The organism is Bacillus sp. FSL H8-0547 (assembly GCA_038002745.1).
In the GTDB taxonomy this organism is placed as follows: Bacteria; Bacillota; Bacilli; order Bacillales; family Bacillaceae; genus Bacillus_P.
Window position 1 is genome coordinate 53,642 of record JBBODD010000002.1, and the last position, 26,344, is coordinate 79,985.

The window sequence follows — 26,344 nt, forward strand, 5'->3', positions numbered from 1 at the left end:
AAGGCATGACAAAACCTAAAAGTTGTTTTGCCCGTGCCCATCCACCCTTGCAAGCCTCTCTGGACTTTCGTTAAAAGGTGTTCTTATGCAGCTGTATGTTCATTTGCAGCTGTTTGTTCTCTTTCAGCAGCTTTGCGGCCCGGTAGGACCAGGTTCAGGACAATGCCGATGATTGCCGCAAATGCCATGCCGTGAAGTTCAAACTGCTCGCTTACTTTTATCATGGCTCCGCCGATCCCGATGACCAGGATGACAGAGGAAATCACAAGGTTTCGTTTATTTCCGAAATCAATCTTGTTGTCAGTCAGCATTCTTAATCCTGATGATGCGATAATCCCAAACAGCAGGATGGACACGCCGCCCATGACAGGCGTCGGAATGGAGCTGATCAAGGCTGAAATTTTTCCGATGAAGCCGAACACGACGGCCATAACCGCGGCACCTGCGATGATGTAGACGCTGTAAACCCGCGTAATGGCAAGTACACCGATGTTTTCACCGTACGTTGTATTCGGCGGTCCTCCGATAAGTGATGCAATCATCGTTGCCACTCCATCTCCAAGGATCGAACGGTGCAGACCAGGTTCTTTCAAATAATCCCTCTCCACCACTTTACCAAGGACAAGCTGATGTCCGATATGCTCTGACAGAGTAACCACTGCAACCGGAACCATCAGAAGAACGATTTCGTAGGAAAACCCTGGCGTATATGTGACAAAAGGTATGATAAAGTCCGGTTTTTGAAACAGTCCTGCCCCGACTACTTTACTGAAATCAACCAATCCGATGGAAAGTGCGTACAGGTAGCCTCCGGTGATTCCGATCAGGACAGGGATCAGGCTGACAAAGCCTTTGAATGCAACCGAGCACACTATCGTTATCGCAAGCGTCACTAGAGCCACCGAGAAGTAGGTCAGGTTATATTCTCCCTCAGGATTGTTCATGGCCATATCTACTGCAGTCCCTGCAAGGCTCAGTCCGATGACGATGATGACAGGACCGACGACAATCGGAGGCAGAAGCTTCATGATCCACTTGTATCCGACGATTTTAATTAGCAGGGCTACAAGTCCGTACACGACTCCGGCAAGGAAACTTCCGACCATTGCGCCTTCAGGTCCTTCAGCCGCCTTAGCTGCGATGATTGGTGCGATGAAGGCGAATGAGGAACCCAGATAAGCCGGCACCTGGCCTTTTGTGATCAGCAGAAATGCAAGCGTCCCAAGTCCGCTTGAGATCAGGGCGACAGCCGGATCAAGTCCGACCAAAAAGGGTACGAGGATGGTTGCTCCAAACATGGCAAACAGATGCTGAAAGCTCAGGGTGATCCATGTGAGCGGCTTTGGGATTTCTTTTATATCAAGCTGTAGAGCTTCTTTTCTTGGTTTCATATCTATTCCCCGCTTTCTTTTTATAAAAAAAACCTCTTTGCATGAGGCTGCAAAGAGGCATAATCATCCTGTCAAATAAGAACACAGGTGTGATTTTCCGTTCCTTTTGCAGCCTCTCTGGACTTCATTAAAAGGTGGTCTATTCTTTTTCGTGTATGGCGACCTGATCGTTTTTGTCGACTTCCATCAGTTCGACAACAATTTTTTCAGAGCTTGAGGTCGGAATGTTTTTGCCGACATAGTCTGCCCGGATCGGCAATTCTCTGTGTCCCCTGTCTACCAGGACTGCGAGCTGAATCTGTGAAGGTCTTCCGATGTCAATCAGCGCATCAAGCCCTGCGCGGACTGTTCTTCCTGTATAAAGGACGTCATCAATCAGGATGACTGTTTTGTTTGTGATATCTGCAGGAATATCCGAGCCTTTAACGAGCGGCTCCTCATTCACTGTTTTTTTGGAAAGGTCATCTCTATAGAGAGTAATGTCAAGCTCTCCTACCTCTACGGGCTTCCCTTCAATCTGTTCGATCCGTTCTGCAAGCCTTTTGGCAAGATGGATGCCTCTTGTCTTAATCCCGACAAGAATGACAGAATCGATGCCTTTGTTTCGTTCAATGATTTCGTGGGCAATTCTCGTCAATGCTCTTCTGATTGACTGCTGGTCAAGCACAACTGCTTTTTGGGGCATGCTGTTCATCTCTCCTTTTGAACCTGCAAAAAGAAAATCCCTCCTGCCGTTTGGCAAGAGGGATTGGATGCGTGCTGAATTATACGCAGACTATGCGCATAAGATCCGTTTCCTTCTCAGCCTCACGGGACTGTCTTAAAGGTTCATTTTTCAACTACGGCTATTATGACAAATCATATGGCTTGTGTCAATGACTTTTTTTCAGATCTTCGATTACCTGCTTAAATTCAGCAGGGAGCGGAGCATTAAATTCAAGGTACTCGCCCGTGCGGGGATGCTTAAAGCCGAGAACGCCTGCATGAAGCGCCTGGCCTCCGATATTCGGCGTTTTTTTCGGGCCGTATTTCGGATCGCCGACAATAGGGAAACCGATGTATTTCATATGAACTCTGATCTGATGCGTTCTGCCTGTCTCAAGCTGGCACTCAATCAGCGTGTAGCCTGCAAAGCGGTCAAGAACATGAAAATGAGTGACAGCGTCCTTGCTGTGCTCATTTGTAACCGTCATACTCTGGCGGTCCTGTTTATCGCGGCCGATCGGAGCATCAACTGTCCCTTTGTCATGCTGAATAATCCCATGAACAATCGCCTGATAACGTCTTGTAACCGATTTTTCTACAAGCTGATTAACCAGTGACTCGTGCGCCATGTCATTTTTGGCAACCATCAGAAGTCCTGATGTATCTTTATCAATCCGGTGGACAATGCCCGGTCTCATGACGCCGTTAATGCCGGAAAGGTCCTTGCAGTGGGCCATCAGTCCATTGACAAGCGTCCCTGACAAATGTCCCGGTGCAGGATGCACAACCATTCCTTTAGGTTTATTGACAACAAGAACGTCTGCATCTTCATAATAAACATCAAGATTCATTTCTTCCGGCAGAACATCAAGCGGTTCAGGGTCCGGAATGAGAAGAGTGACCGTATCGCCGGGCTGAACTTTATAATTGCTTCTTGACTCCCCGTCATTTACTTTCACGTGTCCTTCTTTAATCCAGATCTGGACCTGGCTTCTTGACCAGTCTGCATTTTCCGAAGCAAGCAGCTTATCAAGGCGTTCATATTTATTGCTGTCATCAATCTTAATTTCTATGCTGTTCATTCACTTTCTCCTTCTCTTGTTTCCCATCTAAAAGCATGACGATAAAGAGCAGCGCCACTCCCACACAAAGTGCAGAATCCGCTACATTGAAAATTGGAAACGGGTATGTACCAATATAGGTTTGGACAAAATCAACCACTTCCTGATGGATCACTCTGTCAATAAAGTTCCCGATCGCACCGCCGAGCATTAAGCCGAGGGCAATCCCCATCAGACGGCTGCCGTTTGTATATTTTTGGATATAAACAACCAGGCCGGCTACTACAATAACCGTAATCACGTAAAAAAACCACATCTGGCCCTGAAGAATTCCCCAGGCAGCTCCCTGATTCCGATGTGAGGTAATATACAGGACATTTTCAATAACCGGTATGCTTTCCCCGATTTCAAGTTCTTTCACAATCAGCCATTTTGTCAGCTGATCCAGAGCAATAATCACAAGTGCGATGAGATAATAAAGCACAAGCTTTCCCCAACTTTCCTATAATATACTTCTGAATTGTATCACAGGCAAAATAGAAGAGCAAAGCTTGTCTGAAGGTATTACATATATTCTTCTGCTTCTGAATAGAGGGGTGGATGATAATTCATGTGAGGCAGGGATTTTCGTTCATACAGTTCCTGAAAAGCAAAATCATGAATGCTTCTTGCAGTGGGGATAATCGCTAATTTCTCAAGTTCAATTGCAAGGCCGGTTTCTTCACAAATGCCGTACGTTCCGTTTTTTATTTTCAAGAGCGCTCTCTCAACGTCATTCAGCTCTTCTTTTACATGTCCCATAATTGTTTTTTCTTTGTATGGATAAAATAAATGAGGCTGTTCTGTCTCCATATCAAACAGACAATGATCAAAAAGCCTTGACTTAAGCTCTCGCTGCATCAATTGAAGCTCATGCCAGATAGCATCTATACTCATAGCGGACATCTCCTTGTGGCTTGGCTTTGTACCTATAGTCTATCCGGTTTGAAACTCCTCACGCTTTTAAGAATTTTCCTGTGGAGGGAATAAGAAAAGCGGAATCAGCCGCTTAGCTAACAGGAAAAAATACACAAAAAAACCGCTGAACAATTCAGCGGTTTTCTATGTTTAAGCAGTCGTATAATGTTCGTCAACAATTGCTGCACAGCGCGTGCACAGTGTTTTGTGATTTTCATTTTCGCCCACATCGGTTGTGACAACCCAGCATCTTTCACACGTTTCGCCTTCAGCAGGTTTAACTGTGATTTTCACTTTGTCGCAAGTATGTGCATCCTGCGGAGCGTCCTCATAATTTCCAGCAAGCTTAAAGCCTGATACAATGAACAGCTGCTTTAAGTTTTCATCAATTGATTCAAGCAATTGTTTCGCTTCCCCGTTCGCATATACTTCGATGCTTGCAGTTAACGATTTGCCGATTACTTTTTCATTGCGGGCTGCTTCAAGTGCCTTTAAGACATCATCGCGAAGCTCCATGAAAGCATCCCATTTCTTCTCAAGCACGTCAGCACCGGCAATTTCCTTGCTTTCAGGCATATTTGTCAGCTGAACGCTTTCTTCTGAAACAGAGTCGATGTGTGCCCATACTTCATCAGCTGTATGAGGAAGGATCGGCGCAACAAGCTTGACAAGTGAAAGCAGCGTGTCATAAAGAACGGTCTGAATGGCGCGGCGCTCTTTGTTATCAGGAGCTTCGATGTAGAGAACATCTTTAGCGAAATCCAAATAGAAGGAGCTGAGTTCAATCGTGCAGAAATTATGAACCGCGTGGAAAATAGCAGCGAACTCATAGTCTTCATACGATTTTTTCACTTTGTCTGTCAGTTTATTCAGCTTCACCATCATGTAACGGTCAACATCGCGCAGCTCGTCAAACGCGAGGGCATCTGTTTCAGGGTTAAAATCAGCAAGGTTACCAAGAAGGAAACGGAACGTATTGCGGATTTTTCTGTACACCTCTGCTACTTGCTTCAGAATGTTGTCTGAAACTCTTACATCAGCCTGATAGTCAACAGACGCTACCCAAAGACGAAGAATGTCTCCCCCAAGCTGGTTCATAACTTTTGAAGGCAGCACAACGTTCCCAAGAGACTTACTCATTTTGCGCCCTTCTCCGTCCAGTGCAAAACCATGGCTGAGAACGCCTTTATATGGAGCTTTTCCTGTTACAGCAACACCTGTGGACAGGGAAGAGTTAAACCAGCCGCGGTATTGGTCAGAGCCTTCCAAATAAAGGTCTGCCGGACGCTGCAGGTCATCTCTTTCAAGCAATACTGCCTGATGGGAAGAACCAGAGTCGAACCAGACATCCATGATGTCCTGTTCTTTCGTGAAGTTTCCGTTCGGGCTGCCCGGATGCGTGAACCCTTCAGGAAGAAGATCTTTTGTTTCACGTTCAAACCAGATGTTTGAACCGTGCTCGCGGAACAGGTCGGAAACATGATTGATTGTTTCATCCGTAATAATCGGCTCTCCGTTTTCTGCATAAAAGACAGGGATCGGAACCCCCCATGCACGCTGTCTGGAAATACACCAGTCCCCGCGGTCGCGAACCATATTGAACAATCTTGTCTCGCCCCAGGCAGGAACCCATTTCGTTTCTTTTACTGCCTGAAGAAGATCCTCGCGGAAATCCTTGATGGATGCAAACCACTGGGCAGTTGCACGGAAAATGGTCGGTTTTTTCGTTCTCCAGTCGTGAGGGTATGAGTGTGTGATGAAAGAAAGCTTGAGCAGTGCTCCTGCTTCTTCAAGCTTTTCAGTGATCGGTTTGTTGGCAGCATCATAGAACATGCCCTCAAACCCTGGTGCCTCGCTTGTCATATGGCCTTTTTCATCAACCGGACAAAGGACATCAAGACCGTATTTCTGGCCGACGATAAAGTCGTCTTCACCATGACCTGGTGCAGTATGAACACAGCCCGTACCTGCATCTGTCGTTACATGTTCTCCTAAAACAACAAGTGATTCGCGGTCATAAAGCGGATGCTTTGCAGACACTTTTTCAATTTCTGCGCCTTTGAATGTTTTGACAGCCTTATAGTCTGCCCACTCAAGTTCTTTAGCTACCGTTTCAAGCAATGCGGATGCAACAACGAATGATTCCCCGTCCACATCTGCCACCGTATACTCAAGGTCCGGATGAACGGCAATGCCAAGGTTTGCAGGAATCGTCCACGGAGTAGTCGTCCAGATAATGATTTTTTCTCCGCCATTCAGCACATCATTTCCCTGTGCAACAGTAAATGCTACATAAATAGAAGCAGAGCGTTTGTCATAATACTCGATTTCAGCTTCTGCAAGAGCAGACTCACTGGAAGGTGACCAGTAAACCGGCTTTAATCCTTTATAGATGTACCCTTTCTTTGCCATCTCACCGAACACTTTGATTTGCTGTGCTTCGTATTCCGGATTCAGCGTCACATAAGGGTTTTCCCAGTCTCCGCGAACACCGAGACGCTTAAACTGCTCCCGCTGATTGTTGATCTGCTCCCACGCATACTCTGCGCACAGCTTGCGGAATTCGGCTACACTTAGTTCTTTTCGGTTTACTTTTTTGTTTTTAGTCAGAGCCGTTTCAATCGGCAGACCATGTGTGTCCCAGCCGGGAACGTACGGAGCGTTGTAGCCGCTCATGGATTTATAGCGGACGATAAAATCCTTCAGCACTTTGTTCAGTGCATGGCCCATGTGGATATCTCCATTTGCATACGGCGGTCCGTCATGAAGAATAAACATCGGGCGGTCTTTTGTGCGCTCCTGCACTTTTTGATAAATCGTCATTTCTTCCCATTTTTCCTGCATTTGCGGTTCACGGTTAGGAAGGTTTCCTCTCATCGGAAATTCGGTTTTCGGCATCAGCAGGGTATCTTTGTACTCCATCGGTATTCCTCCAGACAGTTTGTAATGGGGCAGAAAAAACACAAAAAACCTTCTCATCCCAGAAGGGACGAGAAGGTTTCTCGCGGTACCACCCTTTTAGACAAGCTAAAAAACGCTTATCCTCTTTGAGATTCGTAACGTGAATAACGCGTTTTTGCTTACTGATTCTATAGGTTCAGCAAAAAAACTCGAGGGTGATTTTCGCAAGTTTGCTTCTTTGCCGGACTCGCACCATCTCCGGCTCGCTTTGAAAGACTTCATACTGCTACTGTCCCTGTCATGGTTTTTTAATCATTTATAATATAGTAGTCATCAAATTATATGTGAAATGGTGCTTCAAAGTCAAGACTGCACCTTTGATTCTTCGCGCTCTTCATATAATGATTCCAGTTCATACTCAAGGAGGTGATCCCAGTCATCATTTTTAAGAAGGTCAAGCTGTGCTTCAATCAGCATCTGGAAGCGGGTCCTGAAAACTTTCGACTGCTTTTTCAGCTCTTCGATTTCAACGGCTATTTTTCTTGATTTAGACAAGGATTCATTGATGATCCGGTCAGCGTTTTTCTCTGCTTCCTTCACAATCAGCTTCGCTTCCTTTTGTGCGTGTCGGCGGACTTCCTCAGCGGCCTCCTGCGCTACAAGAATGGATTTATTAAGTGTTTCCTCGATATTTGAAAAATGACCAATACGTTCGTTAAGTTCAGTCACTTTGTTTTCGAGTTCTTTTTTCTCGCGGATGGCAAGCTCATAATCTTTGATGACCTGGTCGAGGAATTCATTGACTTCGTCCTCGTCATAGCCCCGGAACCCTTTGTTAAATTCTTTGTTATGAATATCAAGCGGTGTTAACGGCACTTCTGCCACCTCCAGTATGTATTGATCAATCGATCTTTCTTCAAGTATAATTCATATTTTGACAGAAAAGGCAAAAATCCTTCTATTTTCCCAAATTTATTTTTGAATCCCGTATGAGATTTTCCACTTATCTTTCTTTGTCCTGCCATCAATCGACAACAGTTTGGATCTGCCGTGGCCTCTTACAGAAAGCGTGTCTCCTTCTCTGCATTCAAATGACGGCTGCTCGATGACCCGAAAGTTTACTTTCACATACCCGGATTGAATCAGTGCGCCAATTTTTTGCCGGGAAATGTTATAGACAGATGCTGCAACAGCATCAAGCCTTAACGAGCTCACGGTCGCTGTTTTTTCAAGCATTTCTTCCACGTGGAGGATGCGCTCACTCCAATCAAGTGCTTTCAGCGAAACCTTTGCCCGGCCAATTTCAGTCAAATTCATCAAAAGAAAAGCTTCTGTTTCTTTTGCAGCAACCAGCTGGATCCGGTCACCTGAAAACAGCAGGTCGCCGAATTTTGAACGTTTGAGCCCGAGTGACATTAAAGAACCCAATACTTGCCGGTGCTCGATGGCAACAAACTTAGACGGATACCCGATCTCAAGCAGGGACAGCTGAAAATCATCATGGGAAGGAGTAAAGTAGTCCGGATAGAGCAGCGCCCGCTTCCGTTCCATATCCTCGCCCGAAAACTGAAGTCGAACGTCTTCTCCTGACCCGACAACGGCTTTCACCATCTCCTGCTCCCTCGGGTCGAGAAAATCGGTCAGCTTTGGAGAATAATTGGTCAAGACACTTTCTTTCCATTCAGCCGCCTGATCGATAAAATGCCGTTCTTCCTCTCTGAAGTGCTGATAAATGTGGTCCATGCTTATCTTCCAGCCTTTTCGTTAAGCTCCTATAAATTGGAGCCAAAATGAAAACAGTGCCGTTATGTACGGCACCGCCTGTATCTTATCCAATCATTGTGAAGATTGAGTTAAGCCCGTATCCTGCAAATCGCAGGGCAAGAAGTGCAACAATTGGTGAGATGTCAATCATGCCAAGCGGCGGAATAAACCTGCGGAAAGGTTCAAGGTACGGCTCTACAATTTTAGCAAGCAGCTGTCCGAAACTGCTTTCTCTTGCATTCGGAAACCATGAAAGCAAGATATAAATAATAATCGCATAAGAGTAAACCTGCAACAACGTAAATAAAACATCAGCTACTACGCCCATTTAATTTTACCACCTCTGATCTTCTTCCGAGACAATTTCTGAAATCGAACCTGCAACATCAACGTTATCCGGTGTGCACAGGAAAATATTCGCTCCGATCTTCTGAATGTCTCCCCCTATAGCGTACACAGTTCCGCTTAAAAAGTCTACAATGCGCTTTGCCTGATCATGCTGAATGCGCTGCAGATTGACAACAACTGCCCGTCTGTTCTTCAGCTGATCGGCAACGTCCTGAGCTTCAGCGTAAACTCTCGGCTCGCATAAAACCACTTTAGATGATTTCTGAACACTTTGCAAACTGACAACATTCTGTTTGGTCTGCTGCGGCTTTGGAGGAAATGGCTGTTCTTCCTCGTAATCATAGTCCTGATGCCTCTCCTGCTCAACGTATTCATATTCTTCCTCATCAAGGGCAAAAAAGCTTTTAAACTTATTTTTAATACTCATGTACGTGACACCTCCGATTTCTTATCCAACCAGGGCTGAGCCGATGCGGATGAAAGTAGCGCCTTCTTCAACCGCTATTTCAAAGTCATTCGACATTCCCATAGAAAGCTCACTGCAAGGTGCATACGGCAGATGAAGGGACTTTACTTCCCCTCGTAATGTACGGAGCCTTTTGAAGGATTCTCTCAATACATGTTCATCATCTGTGTTAGGCGCCATAGTCATTAATCCGACGACAAGAATGTTCGGATAATTCTCAAGCTCCTTAACAAATGGGAGAACTTCCTCAGGTGTCATGCCATGCTTGGATTCTTCTCCCGACGTATTCACTTGAATGAAGCACTTTACTTTATCATCGGCCCGCTTGTCAATTTCTTTAGCAAGCGAGAGCCTGTCCAGGGAATGTATGTAGTCTGCTTTATCAATCATGTCTTTTACTTTTCTCGTCTGAAGGGTTCCGATAAAATGCCATGAAGCACTGTTTCCTATAGCTTCGTATTTTTCGGCAAGACCTTCATTTCTGTTTTCGCCAAGATGTGCAATGCCTGCTTCAACAGCTTCTTTCGCCCGTTCAATGCTGACATATTTTGTGACGGCAATCAGTCTGATCTCATCCGGATTGCGGTCTGTTTTGCTGCATGTATGTTTAATTCTTGCACGTATTTCCTCTAAGTTCTGTTTGACGCTCACAGTTGTTTTTGCCTCCCCTTTAAACCGATAAATCCAGCCATTCTTCCGGTCTTGCCCTGATCTCTCCTGTGTGAAAAAAACAGGGAAGATTCGCAGCTTGTACAAAGCGGGCTTGTCAATATGCGGGACTCGCTCAGACCTGCATTCAACAGCAAATATTTGTTGAGCAGCTTTAAGTCAAGCGAATACTGCCCGGCAGACACCTCTTCATATGGAGAAGGGAAAGCTTTAGACAGCGCTTTGTTCACTCTGTCAATGACATAATCATCAACGGTATAGCAGCAAGATCCGATGGATGGTCCGATGATGGCATAAATGGATTGTGCCGAGACGCCTTCCTTCCGGGTCCACGTTCTGGCCATTTTGCCCCCAATATCAAGGACTGAACCTTTCCAGCCTGCATGAGCAGTGCCGACCAGCCTTTTTTCAGGCTCATAGAAGAAAAGAGGCACACAGTCTGCGTAGCAGAGAGAAAGCATCAGGCCTTCTTCATCTGTGTATAGGCCGTCTGTTCCCGGAACAGCCGAAGCATAATTCATTGTCCCTTTTGAACCGTCTTCCTTGCGTGCTTTATAAATGCTGCTGTCATGAACCTGGTCTGCATAAACCCAGTGTTCAAGAGGCATATTCACGGCTGATGCAAGGATCTTTCTGTTTTCTGTTACACTTGCGGGATCGTCGTGGACATGGAGGCCAAGATTCAGAGACTGAAAGTGACCGCTTGAGACTCCCCCGTTTTTTGTTGTAAATCCAATAACGAGATCTTCATTTAATTGTTCCCAGTCCGGGCTGTTTAAGTATGTTTCATGCTGAAGATTAAGCGGATTCTGAGTCATAAATGATCATTCCTTCTGTTTGCTGTTTGGTGCAATTTATATACGACTATATTTTACCACATCTTTCCCATTCCGACAGAAGATTGTTAAATTAATTCGCTGTTTTGGTCTATTTCCCTATTTACACGGACTAAAATCACATCTTCCCCGATTTTGACAATGTTTCTCCACGGTACGACGACTTCTTCCTCCTTGCCGAAAAAACCGAGTACCTTGCCAGGCCCGCTGATAAAGACAGCCTGAATTTTCCCCGTCGTTACATTTATATCAAAATCCGATACCATTCCGAGCTTCTTTCCATCTGAAACATTGACAACATCTTTTGTCTGAAATTCAGATATATTCATCATCGCATCCGCCCCCCGTCTTACTTAACTATATGTATGAATATGAGCGTTCTATGCCCTTCATTTCATGAAAAAGAGCCGTCCTGAGAGACGGCTCTAATTCTGTATATTCTTATTCATTTGTTTGATAGCAGCTTTTTCAAGCCTTGAGACCTGCGCTTGTGAGATGCCGATTTCCTCCGCCACTTCCATTTGGGTTTTTCCCTGGAAGAACCGTTTTCTCAATATGAGCTTTTCACGCTCATTAAGCCTGCGCATTCCCTCTTTTAAAGCAATTTCTTCGATCCAGTGTGAATCGCGGTTTTTTTCGTCACTGAGCTGATCCATGACATAGATTGGATCCCCGCCATCGTTGTAAATCGGTTCAAAAAGCGACACCGGGTCCTGGATGGCATCCAGTGCAAAGACGATTTCTTCATGCGGGACTTCCAGTACCCGGGATATTTCTTCCGCGGTCGGTTCTCTTGAGGTTTTGCTCATCAATTGTTCTCTGACCTGCAAAGCTTTGTAGGCAATATCACGAAGAGATCTGGAAACCCGGATCGGATTGTTATCGCGCAGATAGCGCCTGATCTCTCCAATAATCATCGGTACAGCATAAGTTGAAAATTTTACATTCTGGCCAAGATCGAAATTATCAATGGATTTCATAAGTCCAATACAGCCAACTTGAAACAGGTCATCGACAAACTCACCGCGGTTGTTAAATCGCTGAATGACGCTCAAAACCAAGCGAAGATTCCCGTTCACGAGCTTTTCCCGTGCATCCGAATTGCCGCTTTGCATCTCGCGGAACAGGATTCTCATTTCCTCATTTTTCAGGACTGGAAGTTTGGAAGTATCTACTCCGCATATTTCAACTTTATTTCTTGCCACATCTTTCCCTCCTAACAGGAGCTGCTGTACAGAGTTAAGTATCTCCTTAGGTGGGAAAAATATGCACATGTCCAAAAGCCAAAAATGTCGGAAGTGCCTCCAAAGCATACAGGAACTGGAAATTCGGCGGATAATATTTTTTTAGACCATTTTATTGAATTCTTTGCGCAATCTTTTGATAATTCTCTTTTCAAGCCTGGATATGTAGGACTGGGAGATCCCGAGCATATCCGCGACGTCTTTTTGCGTTTTTTCTTCTCCTCCCTGAAGGCCAAACCGCAGTTCCATGATCTGTTTTTCCCGGTCATTCAGCTGCTGAAGAGCTTTAAGGAGAAGTTTGCGGTCCACATTTGCTTCAAGATCTTTTGTGATGATGTCTTCTTCTGTTCCAAGAACATCCGAGAGGAGCAGCTCGTTTCCGTCCCAGTCGATATTTAATGGTTCATCAAATGAAACTTCAGACCGGATTTTGTTGTTTCTTCTCAGATACATCAGAATTTCATTCTCTATGCATCTTGATGCATAGGTGGCAAGCTTGATTTTTTTTTCCGGATTAAAGGTGTTGACAGCTTTGATTAGTCCAATTGTTCCGATGCTGATCAAATCTTCAATGTTAATGCCTGTATTCTCAAACTTCCTGGCAATATAGACGACAAGCCTTAAATTTCTTTCAATCAGAATGGAGCGTGCTGCCTGATCGCCTCCCGGCAGTTTTTTCAGAAGGACTTCTTCTTCATCCTTTGTGAGCGGGGGCGGAAGTGCTTCGCTTCCTCCGATATAATGAATTTCATCCGTTTTCAGGCCCAGCTTCATCAGCAATTTATACCAGAGATACGTAATCTGCAATTTTAGTTTTTTCATGATTCTCTCCCTTCTATTTTCCTTTACAGCTGAGTACACTACTACAGGATAATGATAAAGCTGAGTTCGGTACCATCAAGCAGTGGATATTCTGGTTTGATGGCACTTATCACTGCGTTCAAAACCATCAAGCGGTGGATAGTATAGTTTGATGGCACTCATTGCTGCGTTCAGAACCATCAAGCGGTGGATATTTTTGTTTGATGGCACTTATCGCTAAGTTCAGAACCATCAAGCGGAGGATACTCTGGTTTGATGGCATTTATTGCTGCGTTCAGAACCATCAAGCGGTTAAAATTCTGGTTTGATGGCACTTATTGCTGCGTTCAGAACCATCAAGCGGTTAAAATTCTGGTTTGATGGCACTTATCACTGCGTTCAGAACCATCAACCGTTGGATATTATAGTTTGATGGCACTTATCACTGCGTTCAGAACCATCAAGCGGTTAAAATTCTGGTTTGATGGCACTTATTGCTGCGTTCAGAACCATCAAGCGGCGGCAATTCTGTTTTGATGGCACTTATCACTGCGTTCAGAACCATCAAGCGCTGGATAGTCTGCTTTAATGGCACTTATCACTGCGTTCAGAACCATCAAGCGCTGGATTTTCTGGTTTGATGGCACTTATCACTGCGTTCGGAACCATCAAGCAGTGGAAATCTTTATGAAACGTCCTGCACGGCTCCGCTCTGAAGCATTTTGGGATGAACGATGCAGTCATATTCTCCTTCAGGCGACAGGCTTGTTTGGTTCAGCCCGATAATCGTTTTCGAAGCAAGAATCGTTTCATCTTTTGTTGTCACAATGACCTCATCCGGTTTTAGACCGATTAAAAACTGATTTGATTTTCCGACGACCCGAAACGGAATGATTCTTACTCTGTTATCCATAGAATGAGATTCACTTGACGCGGTTAAAGCCGCCATCACATCTTCCTGAAGCGCTATATCAAGCAGCGCATCCGGAACATGCCCTTTTAGCTTATTGGCATCTGCAATCATGACCGGGGACTTTGAGATGGGATCATAAAGCTGATTTCCGCTGTCTATCAGGCCCTTCAGTGTAAACGATGCTTCCCCAATCTTGACGTGAACCGAGACAATCATGTCATATTGAATCTTTTTCATCTCAAGGTCATCAAGCCTTTTTCTTGAAAAATACCAGGCTGCAGGAAAGCCGGCGATGACAAACAGCCAGCTGACAGGATCGCCAAAACCTCCTGAGTTTGTCATTAAAATTCCGTCTGCAAATCCGATTTCCGTCTGAATAAAATAATGGGCCCCCATCATGGCCCCGCCTACCATAAAAGTAACGAAATAAAAAGTAAGCAGACACTTGGCGAAATACTTAAACCTCTTAAATCCAAAGGCTGCCAGTATCATGAAGACAGAAACGGATAACTTGCCTAACGGATGCGTTGCAATGGGTGAAAAAGGAGTGAACAGAAGGACAACGATGCCAGATCCAATCAAGGCTCCAATCAAAATCCTGATCTTCATCAGTTTCTGCTTCAGCAAAATATTCGTCAAAAGCAGCAGGAAAAGATCAAAAGAAAAATTCAAAAACCAGATTACATCCAAATAAATGGCCACGTTAAACTCCTTCCCCTGAGGTTTTCACATCTAAGAAAAAATAAGGGCGCTGTCCGATTGGATAGTAATAGTATAGCTGAGCACAGCAGGTGAAGTCTGTCAGTTACTGCCGATAAAATAGAGTATTTTTGATAGATATCATTGCTATTTGTCGATGGAAAAAGGTGGATTGGCATAAAGAATTCTGTATGCAGATCAGCTGCGGCAATATAAAACAAAAACTCTCATTCCGCAATTGGAATGAGAGTTCTTTGTGAGCTTATTTCTTAGCAGGTTTTTTTCCGTTTATAAACAGTTTGCCATCTGCGACGGCTCTTGTTTCGTTGCCGTAATCATCTTTTGCAATGACTTCGATTCTCGCACCGTCAGCTTTCATATTGGATGTTGCCGTGTAGTAGCCCTCGTAATGTCCTGGTGACGTTTCTCTCAGCGGAAGCTCTGTTGCATTCTGGATGCGCGCATTTGTGAGAGGCATATGAAGAACGAACGTTGCATCCAGATCTTCTTCGCTGTCAAATTCTATTTTCACGCTTTCACCGGACTTGATGTATTTATCCTCGGCAGGTTTTAGATTTTCAATGACCGGTGCATCATATTTCACATATACTTTGACGGTTTTCTTTAAACGGTTTCCTGCTTTATCCGCTGCAAGAACAGTAATCAGATTCTCACCGTTTTCAAGCAGAATCCGTTTAGAGAATGTACCGTCCTTGACGGCTGCTTTTTGTCCATTCACTTTTACCCAGTCCAAATTGTCATCTGAAACTGTTCCGCTGACTGTTAATGCTTCCGTGTTCAGCTTTTGTCCGTCTTTAGGATTTTCAACTGTGAATGCCGGTTTTGTTTTGTCCAGCGTCACTTTTACTGCATTAGATGCATCTGACATGCCTGCATCTGTGCTGGACTTGGCAGTCAGAACATTTTCACCTGTATTCAGCAGGACTTCTGCCCGGAATGTGCCGTTTTCTGAAGCTTGTACAGCAGCTGCCTCTGTTTCTCCGTTAAAAATATGAACAGTGGTTGTCGGTGATGCTTTACCCTCTACAACAGCCGTTTCTTTGTTTGTGAACGAACCGTCTTTAGGTGACGTAATTTCTGGTGCAGTCACTTCATAGTCCACAATCGCCCTGATCATGTAGTTTCCTTCTTCAGCAGGTGAAGGTGACCAGGCTCCGCTGACCATTTGCCAGCTGCGTCCGGCATTTTCGCCATCTTCATCGGTTGCAAGTCCAGGCGAATTAGGGTTTGCTTTTGTTTGAATGTAAACCATATAGAAATCGCCGTCCACAACTACACCCTGGTCAAGTAAGTTGACCATTGTCCATTCTCCGTTGCGCAGCGCTTCTGCATTGATTGGTCCGGCAAGCTTTTTGCCAGGTGCCCCGTCCGTTCCTGAAGCATCGTAAATGGCAACCTGGAACTCAGTGCCTCCAGGAACAGGCCATTCTGTATCCCAGAATCTGAACAGTCCGCCTGTTACCATCGCTCTCGCGTTTCCTTCAGCAAGAGACATTTTTACAGCCCATCCATTGCCTGCTGCATTAAATGCTCTGGCGTTTTCAGCTGTCCCGTCGTCATATCCGATCTCACCAGGATACCCGATGAACGGCTTCAGCGTAATATTTTGAACAGTTGTCTGTTCTGCATCAATCGTGATTCTTGTGTCTTTTGCATAATAAGAAGGTGCCATCGCTTTCAGCGTATAGTCTCCTTCATAGGCTTCAATTGAATATTCCCCTTGTTCATTCGTTTGAACAGGAGTAATGGCTGCATCTTCAACAAGCAGAAGGGTTGCATTTGCAACCGGCTCGCCTGTTGCCTCATTTGTCACAGTGCCGCTCACAGTTCCTTGAGGAAGTTCTTCAAGAACAAAGTTTGCTTCTGTGATGCCGTCGTTCTCAATTGTAATCGGCATGGTTTCTGTCGCATACCCGTATGCTTCTGCCTGGAGAGTAAATTCACCTGCACCATGAACAATTTCATAGCTGCCGTCCTGCAGACTTGAGTATGTCGATCTTCCTGTTTCAACAATGCTTACTTCTGCTCTCATCGGCAGGGCAGCAGGCTGTCCATGGTCAGTTAATCCTTTGGCAGCAGTGAATGGTGCCGGTTTGATTTTGTTCGGATACACTTTTTCTTTTTTCTCTATTGAAGCTTTATCTGCCGTTGCAGATTTGCTTTCAACTCCAAGTGATGCTTTGTTCTGAATTTCAATCGGAGTATCAGAAAGCTTTACATCGTCTAAATACCATCCGTCTTTAACAACGCTTCCGTCAGAGGTTACATTGAAAGCAACATAGATCCGCTGTCCGGCATACTGGCTGAGGTCAACCTGACCATCTATCCAGTTTGTTGTGACCCCGTTTACCCGCAATGCCTGTGTCCATGTTTCCTGATCCGTTGAAACGAAAACATGGCCATAATCATATCTCGTTTCAAGTTCATGCCACTGCTTGAATTGAAGGAATGCCGCTCCTTCTGCAGGCAAATCAATTGGAGGCATAAGCAAATTCATGTTTGCCCCATTTTCGTAATCGCCGTCAAGGTTGGTAGCAAAAACGTTTTCACCTGAAGCTGCATTCCCCGGGCCATTTACCGGTACTCCATGCTCCCAGCTGTTTTTCACACCGTAAGAAGTCCAGCCTGCAGCGCCTGTTTCAAAATCCTGCTCATAGCCAGTCGTAATGCCCGGCTGAACAGCTATTTCATATTCTTCTGATACCACTTCATTTGCGCCAAAATCAACAGCTTTCCATTTATAGACAAGTGTGCCTTCTTCTAATGCCTCACCGGGAATGACTGCTTCGTAATTTCCATCAAGGAAATCACCCGACACTCTGGCAGCTTCAGCTGTCTGCCATTGTCCGTTGTTGTTTTGGTATTGAAGTGAGACGTTTGTCACGCTGATATTATCGGTTACTTTCACTGTTAAAGGAAGATTCATACCCGCGAATGCCTCTGCCGGCCCAGTATGTTCCATAACCGGAGCCTCGGCATCTTCCCCTTCTTTTGCAACCTGTCCTTTTACTTTTCCAAGACCTGTCATCAGAGAGGAAACCGCATCATAGGCATTTACCAGTCCATGGCCATATCCGTTATTAGGAGAGCTGGTAAAAGTTGAATCGGTCAATGGTGTTGCTGTAGTTGTCAGTACATTTTCAATTTCCTCTACCGTGATGGAGGAATCAACCTGCCTCAGCAAGGCTACTACAGCAGAAACGTGAGGTCCTGCCATTGATGTACCATTCCACCCGCCTTCGTAAACCCCGCCTGGAACAGATGAACGGATGTTTACGCCCGGTGCTGCAATATCAGGCTTTGTTTCATCATAAGGAGACGGTCCCTGAAGTGAAAAACTTCCTAATTGGTTGTTGATGTCTGTTGCACCTGTTGCAAAAGATTCAGGATAGTTTGCCGGGTTGGCAATGGATCCTGGACCTCCCGGATTAAATAAAGTCGTGTTGCCTGCAGAAAATTCAGGGAAAATATCTGCAGCACGCCATGCATTGACCATTGGCCTGTACCATTCATCGAGCCCTGATCCTCCGCTCCAGGAATTGTTGACGACATCAGGCGCCATTTCAGGATGCGGGTTGCCGTCTTCATCTTTTGGTGCAATAATCCACTCTCCTGCCTCAAGCAAATCTGCATCTGTTCCGCCGTTTGCAGTGAATGCTTTGACAGCAATCCACTTTGCACCTGGTGCAACACCGATTTGATTATTGCCGTTTGGCTCTGCGCCTACCATCGTGCCTGTTACGTGCGTTCCATGCCCATCATCGTCGTAAGGCGCTCCCTGATTTGCTGTAGCATCAAACCAGCTGAACTCGTGATCCGGTGCATTTGGTGCAGCTGGATTAAAGCCGCGGTATTTTTCTTTTAATGCCGGGTGATCCCATTGAACGCCTGTATCAATCGAAGCAACAACGGTTCCGCTGCCGTCGATGCCCATCTCCCATGCTGCAGGAGCACCTATTTTATTGATGTTCCACTCTGTTGCTGCAGGAGATGCGTTTGTGTCTGTCTGCTGTACAGATGTTTTTTCTTTTACCTTGTTCAGCTGACGAACTTCATTTGGAAGGATCTTGTCCACTTCCGGGAAAGATGCAACTTTTTCCATTACCTCCTTAGTGGCAGTGACAGCCATTCCGTTTACGATATAGTAAGATTTTATGTCTTTCGCATTTCCGGCTTTTTGTTCTTTCGTTAAGTATGTTTTCAGATTATGCTGCGTTTCAAAGGCTTTTGCACGAAGGGAAGAAACGACAGCCGACCGTTTCTCATATTTGGCCTGCAATCCTTTAGATTCAGTTTTTGCAGCATTCTTTGCAACTTTTGCTGTATCAACCTGCTCTTTCAGCTTAATGAGAAACGTCACCTTTTCTTCTTTCTTAAAAGATTCGGCAACCTTCTTTGAAACTTTATCAGCCGTTATGTTTTTCTGACTTTTCACTGATGTACTGACGTTTGTGCTTGCAACTGACACACTTGGCGCAAGCAAAGTTAAAAGCAGGATCATAATTGACAAAATACTGAGCGATTTCCCATATTTCTTCGGCATTCTTTCAATTCCCCCTTAAAATGTTGTAGGCAGATCCTCAGGTCCTCCCTCCCTCTGAAATGTATGTATAATCTGAGCTGTTACATTAAATGTAAAGAAATTTTTTTGAAAATTTTGTCATTATTTGCACCCAAAATATTCCTTTTGCAGAAATGATCGATTTGACGGAGAAGAAAAGTTTTGCAAATCAGGACAAATGAACGCCTGTCTTTTTTCACTCTATTAAAGATGCGATGAACACTGGGATTCACAGCGTTTTTTTGAAAGGACATTCGGACTATGGTGAAAACAAACCTGTAAAAATAAACATAATTTACCTAATTTAACCATTTACAAAGTGCTCAGGTAGAGCAGATTGTTACAATACAGGAAATGGTACTCAATATCAGCAGATTTCTAAGGGGACTAATTTCATCTTTTATCTCTAAAGAGCAGGACAATATGAGGAGACAGATTTTATGTATAAAAGAATGCAAAAAAAAGACATGGCGCTTGGCCATGTCTTTTTTTGCTATTATCTGCGTTTGTTGCGGTTTCGCAGGAATGTAGGGATATCAAGTGTATCATCGCCTTGCTGCATAGAACGGCTTGACATGTCCTGAGCAGGCTCCTCGCGTTCGCGCTCACGTTTCATTTCTCTTACATCGCGAGGTTTAGGTGATGTTTTTGGAGCCGTGTTTCCGAATGGTCTTGACTGCGGTTTGCTGTGATTGATTTCTACTTCGTTAAAGCCGGTAGCAATAACAGTCACTACAATCTCATCCTTCAGGTTTTCGTTGATAACTGAACCGAAGATCATGTTTACGTCCTGATCTGAAGCAGTAGCAACGATGTCAGCTGCTTCCTGAACTTCATAAAGACTTAGGTTTGAACCGCCAGTAATGTTCATCAGAACACCTTGTGCGCCGTCAATTGATGTTTCAAGAAGCGGACTTGAAATAGCTTTTTTTGCGGCTTCTGCTGCTCTGCTTTCTCCAGTTGCAACCCCAATACCCATAAGTGATGAACCTTTGTTCGACATAATTGTCTTAACATCGGCAAAATCAAGGTTGATCAGTCCAGGAACAGCAATCAAATCTGAGATGCCCTGTACACCTTGGCGGAGTACGTTATCCGCTTCGCGGAAAGCTTCAAGCATCGGTGTGTTTTTGTCTACAATTTCAAGAAGACGGTCGTTCGGGATAACAATCAGCGTATCAACTGATTCTTTCATTGAAGAGATGCCGCCGGCAGCCTGCATCGCACGCTTGCGTCCTTCAAACGTAAACGGGCGGGTAACAACCCCAACAGTAAGAGCGCCAAGGTCTTTAGCGATCTGGGCGATGACAGGAGCTGCACCAGTACCTGTACCGCCGCCCATTCCTGCAGTGACGAATACCATGTCTGCTCCTCTTAAAGCCTCTTCAATCTGCTCTTTACTTTCTTCAGCAGCTTTTTTGCCGACTTCAGGGTTTGCGCCTGCGCCAAGGCCTCTTGTAAGCTTTGAGCCAATCTGCATTCTAGTTTCTGCTTTAGATAGATTCAAAGCCTGTGCATCAGTGTTTACAGCGATAAAATCCACGCCTTGAACACCATGTTCTATCATACGGTTAACAGCGTTGTTTCCGCCGCCGCCAACCCCAATTACTTTTATCGTTGCCATGCCGTCAATATTGCTTTCAAACTCCAACATACAAAATCCTCCTAATCCATCGAATGACTTCCTCTTGGTGCATGTTATTCAAAGAAGTAACCAAAGAATTTTTTCACTTTGCTTTCTTTTTTCTCTTCTTTTTCTTTCGCCTTAGAGCGCTGATGCTGATTCTGCTGCGGCTGAGGCTCTCTTTGTGCTGCCATTTCAGCCTTGTCGGGAACAGCATTTGAACTGATGCTCCGGCCCTGTATTTTAGCATTTTTGCAGGCAAACTGAATCAGCCCGACTCCAGTCATGTACTGCGGTTCTCTGACCCCGATATAATCAGGGCTTGCAATGCGGACATTGCTCTGAAGCACATCCTGTGCAATTTCAAGCACTCCAGGCATGCTTACAGTTCCTCCGGTCAGAACAAATCCTCCCGGCAGGTCCCTGACACCAAGTCTCTTAATCTCATGCTGAACGAGCTCAAACATTTCTTCCAGTCTGGCTTCTATAATATCAGAAATTTCAAGCTGATTAAATTGCTGCTTTTGATCTGTGCCGATAATGGCCGCTTCAAACACTTCTTCTTCCGAGGCGTAATCATAGTAGGCATGTCCATGCTTTACTTTAACACGCTCAGCCTCATCCGTCGTTGTACGAAGGCCGATGGACAGATCTTTCGTTATGTTTTCTCCGCCGATCGGCAGGACGCTTGTCGTCTGCAGATGACCTTGGTCAAAGACGGCAATTGTTGTTGAACCGCCTCCGATATCAACAAGGGCTACGCCAAGGTTTTTCTCATCCTTAGAAAGGGCAACGGCTCCTGATGCAAGCGGCTGCAGGCATATATCTGTAATTTCGAGTCCTGCTTTCTCTACGCACCGAAGAAGATTATGTAAAATCGTTCTTGATCCGGTGATGATCGTGCCTTCCATTTCAAGACGCACACCAATCATTCCGCGCGGATCGCTGATTTCATCCAGTCCGTCAACAATAAACTGCTGAGGAATCACATCTATGATCTCCCGTTCCGGAGGTATTGACATAACTTGAGCAGCATCAATGACGCGTCTGATGTCCTCATTTGCTATTTCGCGGTTTTCGCTTGAAACAGCCACAACCCCGTGGCAGTCCTGCAGCTGTACATGATTGCCGGTCACTCCCACTACAACTCTTCTAAGGGGAATGCCTACCATTCTCTCTGCCTGTTCAACCGCTTTTCTAATAGAATGAACGGTCTCGTCAATGTCGACGATCGACCCTTTTCTGAGTCCTTCTGATTTAACATTGCCTACACCAATAATGTTCAAATTATCGTCTGCCATTTCGCCGATGATAACCTTAACACTGGATGTACCGATGTCTAGACTTACAAAGATTTCATTGTTGTTCATTCTATGGCACCTCCTTAACTTATCATTTCCATTCTATTATTAGAGGAACAACAATACAATGAATCTAGTTTTACATATTTGTAACAATGCTGAAAAATGCTGTGACATTTGAAACATGCATGTCACACAAATTCCAGCCTGCTTCGTGCAGGTTCTAACATGAATTAGATACTTAAAGTGAGTATTCGTCAAATCCTTGATTTTCCCTCTTAAAAAATCAACTTTTTTTAAGTTTTTGGCGCGATTCAGTCCAATTGGCAATAATGATTCGTCTGATGACGGCAATATTCTGGAACAGTCTGACTCCAAAAGCAAATATTGCTACCAAATACAAGTCTACACCAAGATGAACACCCAGAAAAGCTAAACTTGCTGCCAAAATGATGTTAAAGAAAAAACCGGATACAAACACCATTTCATCGTACATATTCTGCAAGTGTGCCCGAATCCCCCCAAGCAGCGTATCAAGTGCCGCAAGAATGGCTATGGAAAGGTAATTCGAATATTCGCCGGGAATCCGGAAATCAGTCAGCAGTCCCAATGAAATTCCAAGAACCAACCCTAAAATGGGAAGCCACATTATGAATTCTCTCCTTTTTCAAACGGTTTCATATTCTGAACCCTGATCACATCATCATACGGAGGGATCGTAATGCTCCCTTTTGGCTCTGAGATGGACAGTCTGAGATTATCAACAGCAAACGTATCCATAACCGTTGATCCGTTTAACCGGCTGAAAAGCTTCTCTGCATCCTCGCCGATCACCTTAATCTCAAGCGGAAAAGAATGCAGGCTGTAGCCGTCTATCTTCGTTTTGCCGTTGATGTCCCGGATGACGGTCGTATTGACAACTCTCCGGCCATCAATTGAGATGCTTTCGGCACCGTAGGAATTAAGTTCATTCAAAAGACGCTTAAGCAGATCAGGTGCAACATTGCTTGTTTCCGTCTGTGTCAATGACTCATCAAACAGCGGGGAAATCGTAATCGTAATCCCCTCCCCTGTTACTTCGGTCAGCCCTGCTTCTTTCTTTAGCTCTTCTACTGTTTCCTTCAGGGTTTTTTCAGCACTTTGATTCTCATCATTCTCATATGTATCGATCAGCTCTTCATACTTGCGGATCTCAAGCAGCAGCTCAGACTGCATCATCTGCTCTGTTTTAAGTGCCTCCCGCAGCTGCCACATGTCCCTTGTATCTCTGACCTGAGGTTCCTGAATGGACTGAAACTGAACAGCAAGCATAAGGCCGAATATCATTGTCAGTATGGAAAAGCTGACACCTTTCAAATTTTTCTTCAAGGCAACCACCCGTCAAGATTTCTTTTCTTGCAATAATGGATTCATTTTAATCTCATCTTTTTTCTCAAGGGTAATGACAATGTTGTCATATGCTACTTGTTCCACCACTCCGCCTGCAATATTCAGAGCCTGATCGAGCACAGCAGGATCGCCGATGGCTGAAATGACAAACGGTGCGGGAAATTGATTTCCATCCACAGTTACAACAGGTCCATTACAATATATATACGAATCATGCGATAATCTCTGTCCATTGATTGCAACTGCACTTGCACCGGATATGAGAAGTTCGTTGATCACTTTAAAAATATGGCCTTCATGCACAATGTAATTATTGACGTTTTCGCCTTCAGGTATGTAGGAGGAATCTTCAAGAGTGACTTCAATCCCCTCTCCTTTTACACCAAGCTCGCCTACATACATTCTGTATTTCTCAGCATCTTCAACCAGGTTAAAATAAAGCTGCTTTTCATTTTTCAGATCTTCTTCAATTTTCCTGACCTTTTCCTGGGTATCAGACAATTGCTTCTGAAGCTCGGCATTGCGTTCCTCCTGCTTGATCAAAAGCTGCCTTGTTTCATATTCTTTGTCCCATTGTTCAGAAGAAATGCCGTTTTCAGGCTGTTTTTCTTTCGTAAGCTGATAAGAAAAAGCTACAAGAAAGCCAAGCACAAGCATGATTAAGGAGAGGATGACATACCTACCCCTCATTTTCATTTTCATTTTGTTCCGTCGCCTCCGCCTCTGTTTCGTCTGCAGCTCCTTCAGCAGGAGTGCTGAGCTCAGTTTCCCCGCTCTTGTCAAATGATTCAAAGTACGTGCCGACTTCCATATGAATAACGCCCTTTGCACCAGGCGCAAGCTGGCTGACAATGGAAGGATAATTTTTCATCTTTTCTGAAAAACCTCTGACAGATGCCTGTACTTCATAACCGTCGTTCATGTACAGAGTGATATGCCACGGGTCCATTTGTTCAGGTGTATGATAAATTTCCGAAATGGCATTTGAAATACTGTCAGGCAGGCTCATTAATTCAAGAGCCATTTCTTCTATTTCTTCAGCGTTTTTCCAGTTCATCAGAAGCGGTGCGTCATCTGGAAATGCCCCGGTTACAGGATCAAGTGTTCTTCCGTTCTCAAGAATCGGCGAAAACTTGTCCCCTTTTACGACATATGCCACTTTCTGAAACTCATTGACTGCAATCGTTACCTTATTTGGCAGCTCTTTTTCAATCCGCACATCCTGAATTTGGTCAAAGTCAGACAGCGCCTCCCGAACTTCACTGTCCTCGATGCTGAAAAACCCTGTTTTTTTGGTAATTCCACTCAAAGAAATAATCTCTTCATCAGAAACAGTTCTGTTGCCTTTTACATCTATGGAAGACACTTTGCTCAGCGGAGACTGAAAGTAGATGACAAGCAGTATGAGGATGAAAAAGACGGATAGAAAACCTATTAATCTGCGGTTTGATTTTTGCCTGCGGTGCTCTTTTAATTTGGGCACCCTGTCTTCAAGCGAAACGACTTTGCCTTTTTCCATGTATTCACCCCTCATCCCGAATGACTTTCGGGGCCGTAAAATCTTCTTAAAAAGAGAAACAAACGGCATGCTGGATGCCGTTTAGCAACTGTGCTTTTAATAAAGATAGTATACCACAATATAAGGAAAAAGAGATAAGCAATCATCACATTTGACCGGCAATTTCAACCTCCGTCTCCATTTTCACGCCGTGCTTATCAAAAATCGTTTTTTTGACATAATCAATCAGGTCAAGAACGTCTTTTGCAGTGGCATTGCCCGTGTTCACGATGAAGTTTCCGTGAAGATCGGAAATTTTCGCGCCACCGATCTGATGGCCTTTAAGTCCTGATTCCTGAATGAGCTGTCCTGCATAGTAAGGAAGGGGGTTACGGAATACACTTCCGCAGTTAGGCAAATCCCACGGCTGTGTTTCTCTGCGGTAATCCTTATTCTTTTGGAGCTGTGCCGTAATCTCTTCTCTGTTCCCTTTTTGAAGCTTCATGACGGCTTCAAGGCAGATGCCCGGACGCTTTTTCTGAAGCAGGGATGTGCGGTATGAAAACGCGAGTTCATCAGCAGTCAGCCACTCCATCTTTCCGTCTTCAAACAGAATGTGTGCTTTTATGAGAATTTTAGACATATCAGACCCGTGAGCTCCGGCGTTCATATAGACAGCGCCGCCGACTGAGCCAGGGATTCCCCCTGCGAATTGAAGTCCTGACAGTCCCTGTTTGCTAAGCAGGGTCGTCAACTTAATGAGAGAGTATCCGCCTCCGGCTGTCACCGTCTCTCCGTCAATCTCCATATGGTCGAGGCCCTTGCCAAGTTTAATGACAACGCCTTTTATTCCTGCATCACTGACAAGCAAATTGGAGCCGCGTCCAATTGCTCTCCACGGAAGTCCGCTTTCATTCACAATATCCATTGTCTTTTTCAGATCACTGATGGAGGCCGGTTCCACGAAAATCTCTGCAGGTCCCCCGATTTTAATGGTTGTATGTTTGGCTAAAGGTTCGTTTTGAACAACCTTTCCTACCTGTGCCTCTTGAAGCTTATTAAGTACGTTTTCCATGACAGCCTCCTGTAAAAAATTGTTTGTCATTTTCCCTGCTGTGTCAGAAGGAGCCGGTAAAAGCACAATACCTTCTATTCCCTCTTAAACCGCAGTTAAAACCTTTTTGTATGTTTTTTA

General features: G+C 44.7%; 24 protein-coding genes and 1 other annotated feature. All 24 genes read right to left on the bottom strand.

Annotation, left to right across the window (positions count from 1 at the left end; genetic code table 11):
• Positions 1 to 83: 83 nt before the first annotated feature.
• Positions 84 to 1,391, bottom strand: a complete 1,308-nt coding sequence (locus MHB63_20995; protein ID MEK3809014.1) for a solute carrier family 23 protein — start codon at positions 1,389 to 1,391, stop codon at positions 84 to 86.
• 139 nt (positions 1,392 to 1,530) lie between these two features.
• Positions 1,531 to 2,076 carry a bifunctional pyr operon transcriptional regulator/uracil phosphoribosyltransferase PyrR gene (gene pyrR / locus MHB63_21000; GenBank protein MEK3809015.1) on the bottom strand — a complete coding sequence of 182 codons (546 nt, stop codon included), beginning with the start codon at positions 2,074 to 2,076 and terminating at the stop codon, positions 1,531 to 1,533.
• A gap of 187 nt (positions 2,077 to 2,263) precedes the next feature.
• Positions 2,264 to 3,178 carry an RluA family pseudouridine synthase gene (locus MHB63_21005; protein MEK3809016.1) on the bottom strand — a complete coding sequence of 305 codons (915 nt, stop codon included), beginning with the start codon at positions 3,176 to 3,178 and terminating at the stop codon, positions 2,264 to 2,266.
• The gene (gene lspA / locus MHB63_21010) at positions 3,159 to 3,641 is read right to left on the bottom strand and encodes a signal peptidase II (GenBank protein ID MEK3809017.1); all 483 of its coding nucleotides are present in this window, start codon (positions 3,639 to 3,641) and stop codon (positions 3,159 to 3,161) included. Before lspA ends, MHB63_21005 begins: the two co-directional genes overlap by 20 nt.
• Before the next feature lie 80 nt (positions 3,642 to 3,721).
• Complete coding sequence (locus MHB63_21015) at positions 3,722 to 4,093, bottom strand: TraR/DksA family transcriptional regulator (GenBank protein MEK3809018.1); 372 nt, start codon at positions 4,091 to 4,093, stop codon at positions 3,722 to 3,724.
• A 171-nt stretch (positions 4,094 to 4,264) separates the two neighbouring features.
• A complete protein-coding gene (gene ileS / locus MHB63_21020) occupies positions 4,265 to 7,036 on the bottom strand; it encodes an isoleucine--tRNA ligase (GenBank protein ID MEK3809019.1) in 2,772 nt (923 codons plus the stop codon).
• 60 nt (positions 7,037 to 7,096) lie between these two features.
• Positions 7,097 to 7,326, bottom strand: a binding site (T-box leader).
• A 52-nt stretch (positions 7,327 to 7,378) separates the two neighbouring features.
• The gene (locus tag MHB63_21025; GenBank protein ID MEK3809020.1) at positions 7,379 to 7,891 is read right to left on the bottom strand and encodes a DivIVA domain-containing protein; all 513 of its coding nucleotides are present in this window, start codon (positions 7,889 to 7,891) and stop codon (positions 7,379 to 7,381) included.
• A gap of 96 nt (positions 7,892 to 7,987) precedes the next feature.
• A complete protein-coding gene (locus MHB63_21030) occupies positions 7,988 to 8,758 on the bottom strand; it encodes an RNA-binding protein (GenBank protein ID MEK3809021.1) in 771 nt (256 codons plus the stop codon).
• An 85-nt stretch (positions 8,759 to 8,843) separates the two neighbouring features.
• Positions 8,844 to 9,107 carry a YggT family protein gene (locus MHB63_21035; GenBank protein ID MEK3809022.1) on the bottom strand — a complete coding sequence of 88 codons (264 nt, stop codon included), beginning with the start codon at positions 9,105 to 9,107 and terminating at the stop codon, positions 8,844 to 8,846.
• Positions 9,108 to 9,113: 6 nt separating this feature from the next.
• A complete protein-coding gene (locus tag MHB63_21040) occupies positions 9,114 to 9,554 on the bottom strand; it encodes a cell division protein SepF (protein MEK3809023.1) in 441 nt (146 codons plus the stop codon).
• A gap of 21 nt (positions 9,555 to 9,575) precedes the next feature.
• Positions 9,576 to 10,244, bottom strand: a complete 669-nt coding sequence (locus tag MHB63_21045; protein ID MEK3809024.1) for a YggS family pyridoxal phosphate-dependent enzyme — start codon at positions 10,242 to 10,244, stop codon at positions 9,576 to 9,578.
• Positions 10,241 to 11,080: a peptidoglycan editing factor PgeF gene (gene pgeF, locus MHB63_21050; protein MEK3809025.1), complete on the bottom strand. Its 840-nt coding sequence runs from the start codon at positions 11,078 to 11,080 to the stop codon at positions 10,241 to 10,243. Before pgeF ends, MHB63_21045 begins: the two co-directional genes overlap by 4 nt.
• A gap of 86 nt (positions 11,081 to 11,166) precedes the next feature.
• A complete protein-coding gene (locus tag MHB63_21055) occupies positions 11,167 to 11,430 on the bottom strand; it encodes a YlmC/YmxH family sporulation protein (GenBank protein ID MEK3809026.1) in 264 nt (87 codons plus the stop codon).
• 93 nt (positions 11,431 to 11,523) lie between these two features.
• Positions 11,524 to 12,303, bottom strand: a complete 780-nt coding sequence (gene sigG, locus MHB63_21060) for an RNA polymerase sporulation sigma factor SigG (protein MEK3809027.1) — start codon at positions 12,301 to 12,303, stop codon at positions 11,524 to 11,526.
• Between the two features lie 141 nt (positions 12,304 to 12,444).
• Positions 12,445 to 13,164 (bottom strand): RNA polymerase sporulation sigma factor SigE, encoded by a 720-nt coding sequence (sigE, locus tag MHB63_21065; protein ID MEK3809028.1) that lies wholly within the window; start codon positions 13,162 to 13,164, stop codon positions 12,445 to 12,447.
• Between the two features lie 664 nt (positions 13,165 to 13,828).
• Positions 13,829 to 14,758 (bottom strand): sigma-E processing peptidase SpoIIGA, encoded by a 930-nt coding sequence (spoIIGA, locus tag MHB63_21070; protein MEK3809029.1) that lies wholly within the window; start codon positions 14,756 to 14,758, stop codon positions 13,829 to 13,831.
• 259 nt (positions 14,759 to 15,017) lie between these two features.
• Positions 15,018 to 19,319, bottom strand: a complete 4,302-nt coding sequence (locus MHB63_21075) for a S8 family serine peptidase (GenBank protein ID MEK3809030.1) — start codon at positions 19,317 to 19,319, stop codon at positions 15,018 to 15,020.
• A 514-nt stretch (positions 19,320 to 19,833) separates the two neighbouring features.
• The gene (gene ftsZ / locus MHB63_21080) at positions 19,834 to 20,991 is read right to left on the bottom strand and encodes a cell division protein FtsZ (GenBank protein MEK3809031.1); all 1,158 of its coding nucleotides are present in this window, start codon (positions 20,989 to 20,991) and stop codon (positions 19,834 to 19,836) included.
• Positions 20,992 to 21,035: 44 nt separating this feature from the next.
• Complete coding sequence (gene ftsA / locus MHB63_21085) at positions 21,036 to 22,331, bottom strand: cell division protein FtsA (GenBank protein MEK3809032.1); 1,296 nt, start codon at positions 22,329 to 22,331, stop codon at positions 21,036 to 21,038.
• Positions 22,332 to 22,548: 217 nt separating this feature from the next.
• On the bottom strand, positions 22,549 to 22,911 hold the full coding sequence (locus MHB63_21090) for a small basic family protein (GenBank protein MEK3809033.1): 363 nt from the start codon (positions 22,909 to 22,911) through the stop codon (positions 22,549 to 22,551).
• Positions 22,911 to 23,588, bottom strand: a complete 678-nt coding sequence (locus MHB63_21095; GenBank protein ID MEK3809034.1) for a DUF881 domain-containing protein — start codon at positions 23,586 to 23,588, stop codon at positions 22,911 to 22,913. Before MHB63_21095 ends, MHB63_21090 begins: the two co-directional genes overlap by 1 nt.
• 54 nt (positions 23,589 to 23,642) lie before the next feature.
• A complete protein-coding gene (locus tag MHB63_21100; protein ID MEK3809035.1) occupies positions 23,643 to 24,341 on the bottom strand; it encodes a DUF881 domain-containing protein in 699 nt (232 codons plus the stop codon).
• Positions 24,331 to 25,170 (bottom strand): cell division protein FtsQ/DivIB, encoded by an 840-nt coding sequence (locus MHB63_21105; protein MEK3809036.1) that lies wholly within the window; start codon positions 25,168 to 25,170, stop codon positions 24,331 to 24,333. Before MHB63_21105 ends, MHB63_21100 begins: the two co-directional genes overlap by 11 nt.
• A 145-nt stretch (positions 25,171 to 25,315) precedes the next feature.
• Entirely contained in the window at positions 25,316 to 26,224 is a 909-nt protein-coding gene (murB, locus tag MHB63_21110) for a UDP-N-acetylmuramate dehydrogenase (GenBank protein MEK3809037.1), read from the bottom strand.
• Positions 26,225 to 26,344: the final 120 nt, after the last annotated feature.

Bases quoted from the DNA above. Each gene is read 5' to 3' on its own strand.
- MHB63_20995 (MEK3809014.1), bottom strand. From the start codon at position 1,391: ATGAAACCAAGAAAAGAAGCTCTACAGCTTGATATAAAAGAAATCCCA.
- pyrR (MEK3809015.1), bottom strand. From the start codon at position 2,076: ATGCCCCAAAAAGCAGTTGTGCTTGACCAGCAGTCAATCAGAAGAGCA.
- MHB63_21005 (MEK3809016.1), bottom strand. From the start codon at position 3,178: ATGAACAGCATAGAAATTAAGATTGATGACAGCAATAAATATGAACGC.
- MHB63_21015 (MEK3809018.1), bottom strand. From the start codon at position 4,093: ATGAGTATAGATGCTATCTGGCATGAGCTTCAATTGATGCAGCGAGAG.
- ileS (MEK3809019.1), bottom strand. From the start codon at position 7,036: ATGGAGTACAAAGATACCCTGCTGATGCCGAAAACCGAATTTCCGATG.
- MHB63_21030 (MEK3809021.1), bottom strand. From the start codon at position 8,758: ATGGACCACATTTATCAGCACTTCAGAGAGGAAGAACGGCATTTTATC.
- MHB63_21035 (MEK3809022.1), bottom strand. From the start codon at position 9,107: ATGGGCGTAGTAGCTGATGTTTTATTTACGTTGTTGCAGGTTTACTCT.
- MHB63_21040 (MEK3809023.1), bottom strand. From the start codon at position 9,554: ATGAGTATTAAAAATAAGTTTAAAAGCTTTTTTGCCCTTGATGAGGAA.
- pgeF (MEK3809025.1), bottom strand. From the start codon at position 11,080: ATGACTCAGAATCCGCTTAATCTTCAGCATGAAACATACTTAAACAGC.
- MHB63_21055 (MEK3809026.1), bottom strand. From the start codon at position 11,430: ATGATGAATATATCTGAATTTCAGACAAAAGATGTTGTCAATGTTTCA.
- sigE (MEK3809028.1), bottom strand. From the start codon at position 13,164: ATGAAAAAACTAAAATTGCAGATTACGTATCTCTGGTATAAATTGCTG.
- MHB63_21075 (MEK3809030.1), bottom strand. From the start codon at position 19,319: ATGCCGAAGAAATATGGGAAATCGCTCAGTATTTTGTCAATTATGATC.
- ftsZ (MEK3809031.1), bottom strand. From the start codon at position 20,991: ATGTTGGAGTTTGAAAGCAATATTGACGGCATGGCAACGATAAAAGTA.
- ftsA (MEK3809032.1), bottom strand. From the start codon at position 22,331: ATGAACAACAATGAAATCTTTGTAAGTCTAGACATCGGTACATCCAGT.
- MHB63_21090 (MEK3809033.1), bottom strand. From the start codon at position 22,911: ATGTGGCTTCCCATTTTAGGGTTGGTTCTTGGAATTTCATTGGGACTG.
- MHB63_21095 (MEK3809034.1), bottom strand. From the start codon at position 23,588: ATGATATTCGGCCTTATGCTTGCTGTTCAGTTTCAGTCCATTCAGGAA.
- MHB63_21100 (MEK3809035.1), bottom strand. From the start codon at position 24,341: ATGAGGGGTAGGTATGTCATCCTCTCCTTAATCATGCTTGTGCTTGGC.
- MHB63_21105 (MEK3809036.1), bottom strand. From the start codon at position 25,170: ATGGAAAAAGGCAAAGTCGTTTCGCTTGAAGACAGGGTGCCCAAATTA.
- murB (MEK3809037.1), bottom strand. From the start codon at position 26,224: ATGGAAAACGTACTTAATAAGCTTCAAGAGGCACAGGTAGGAAAGGTT.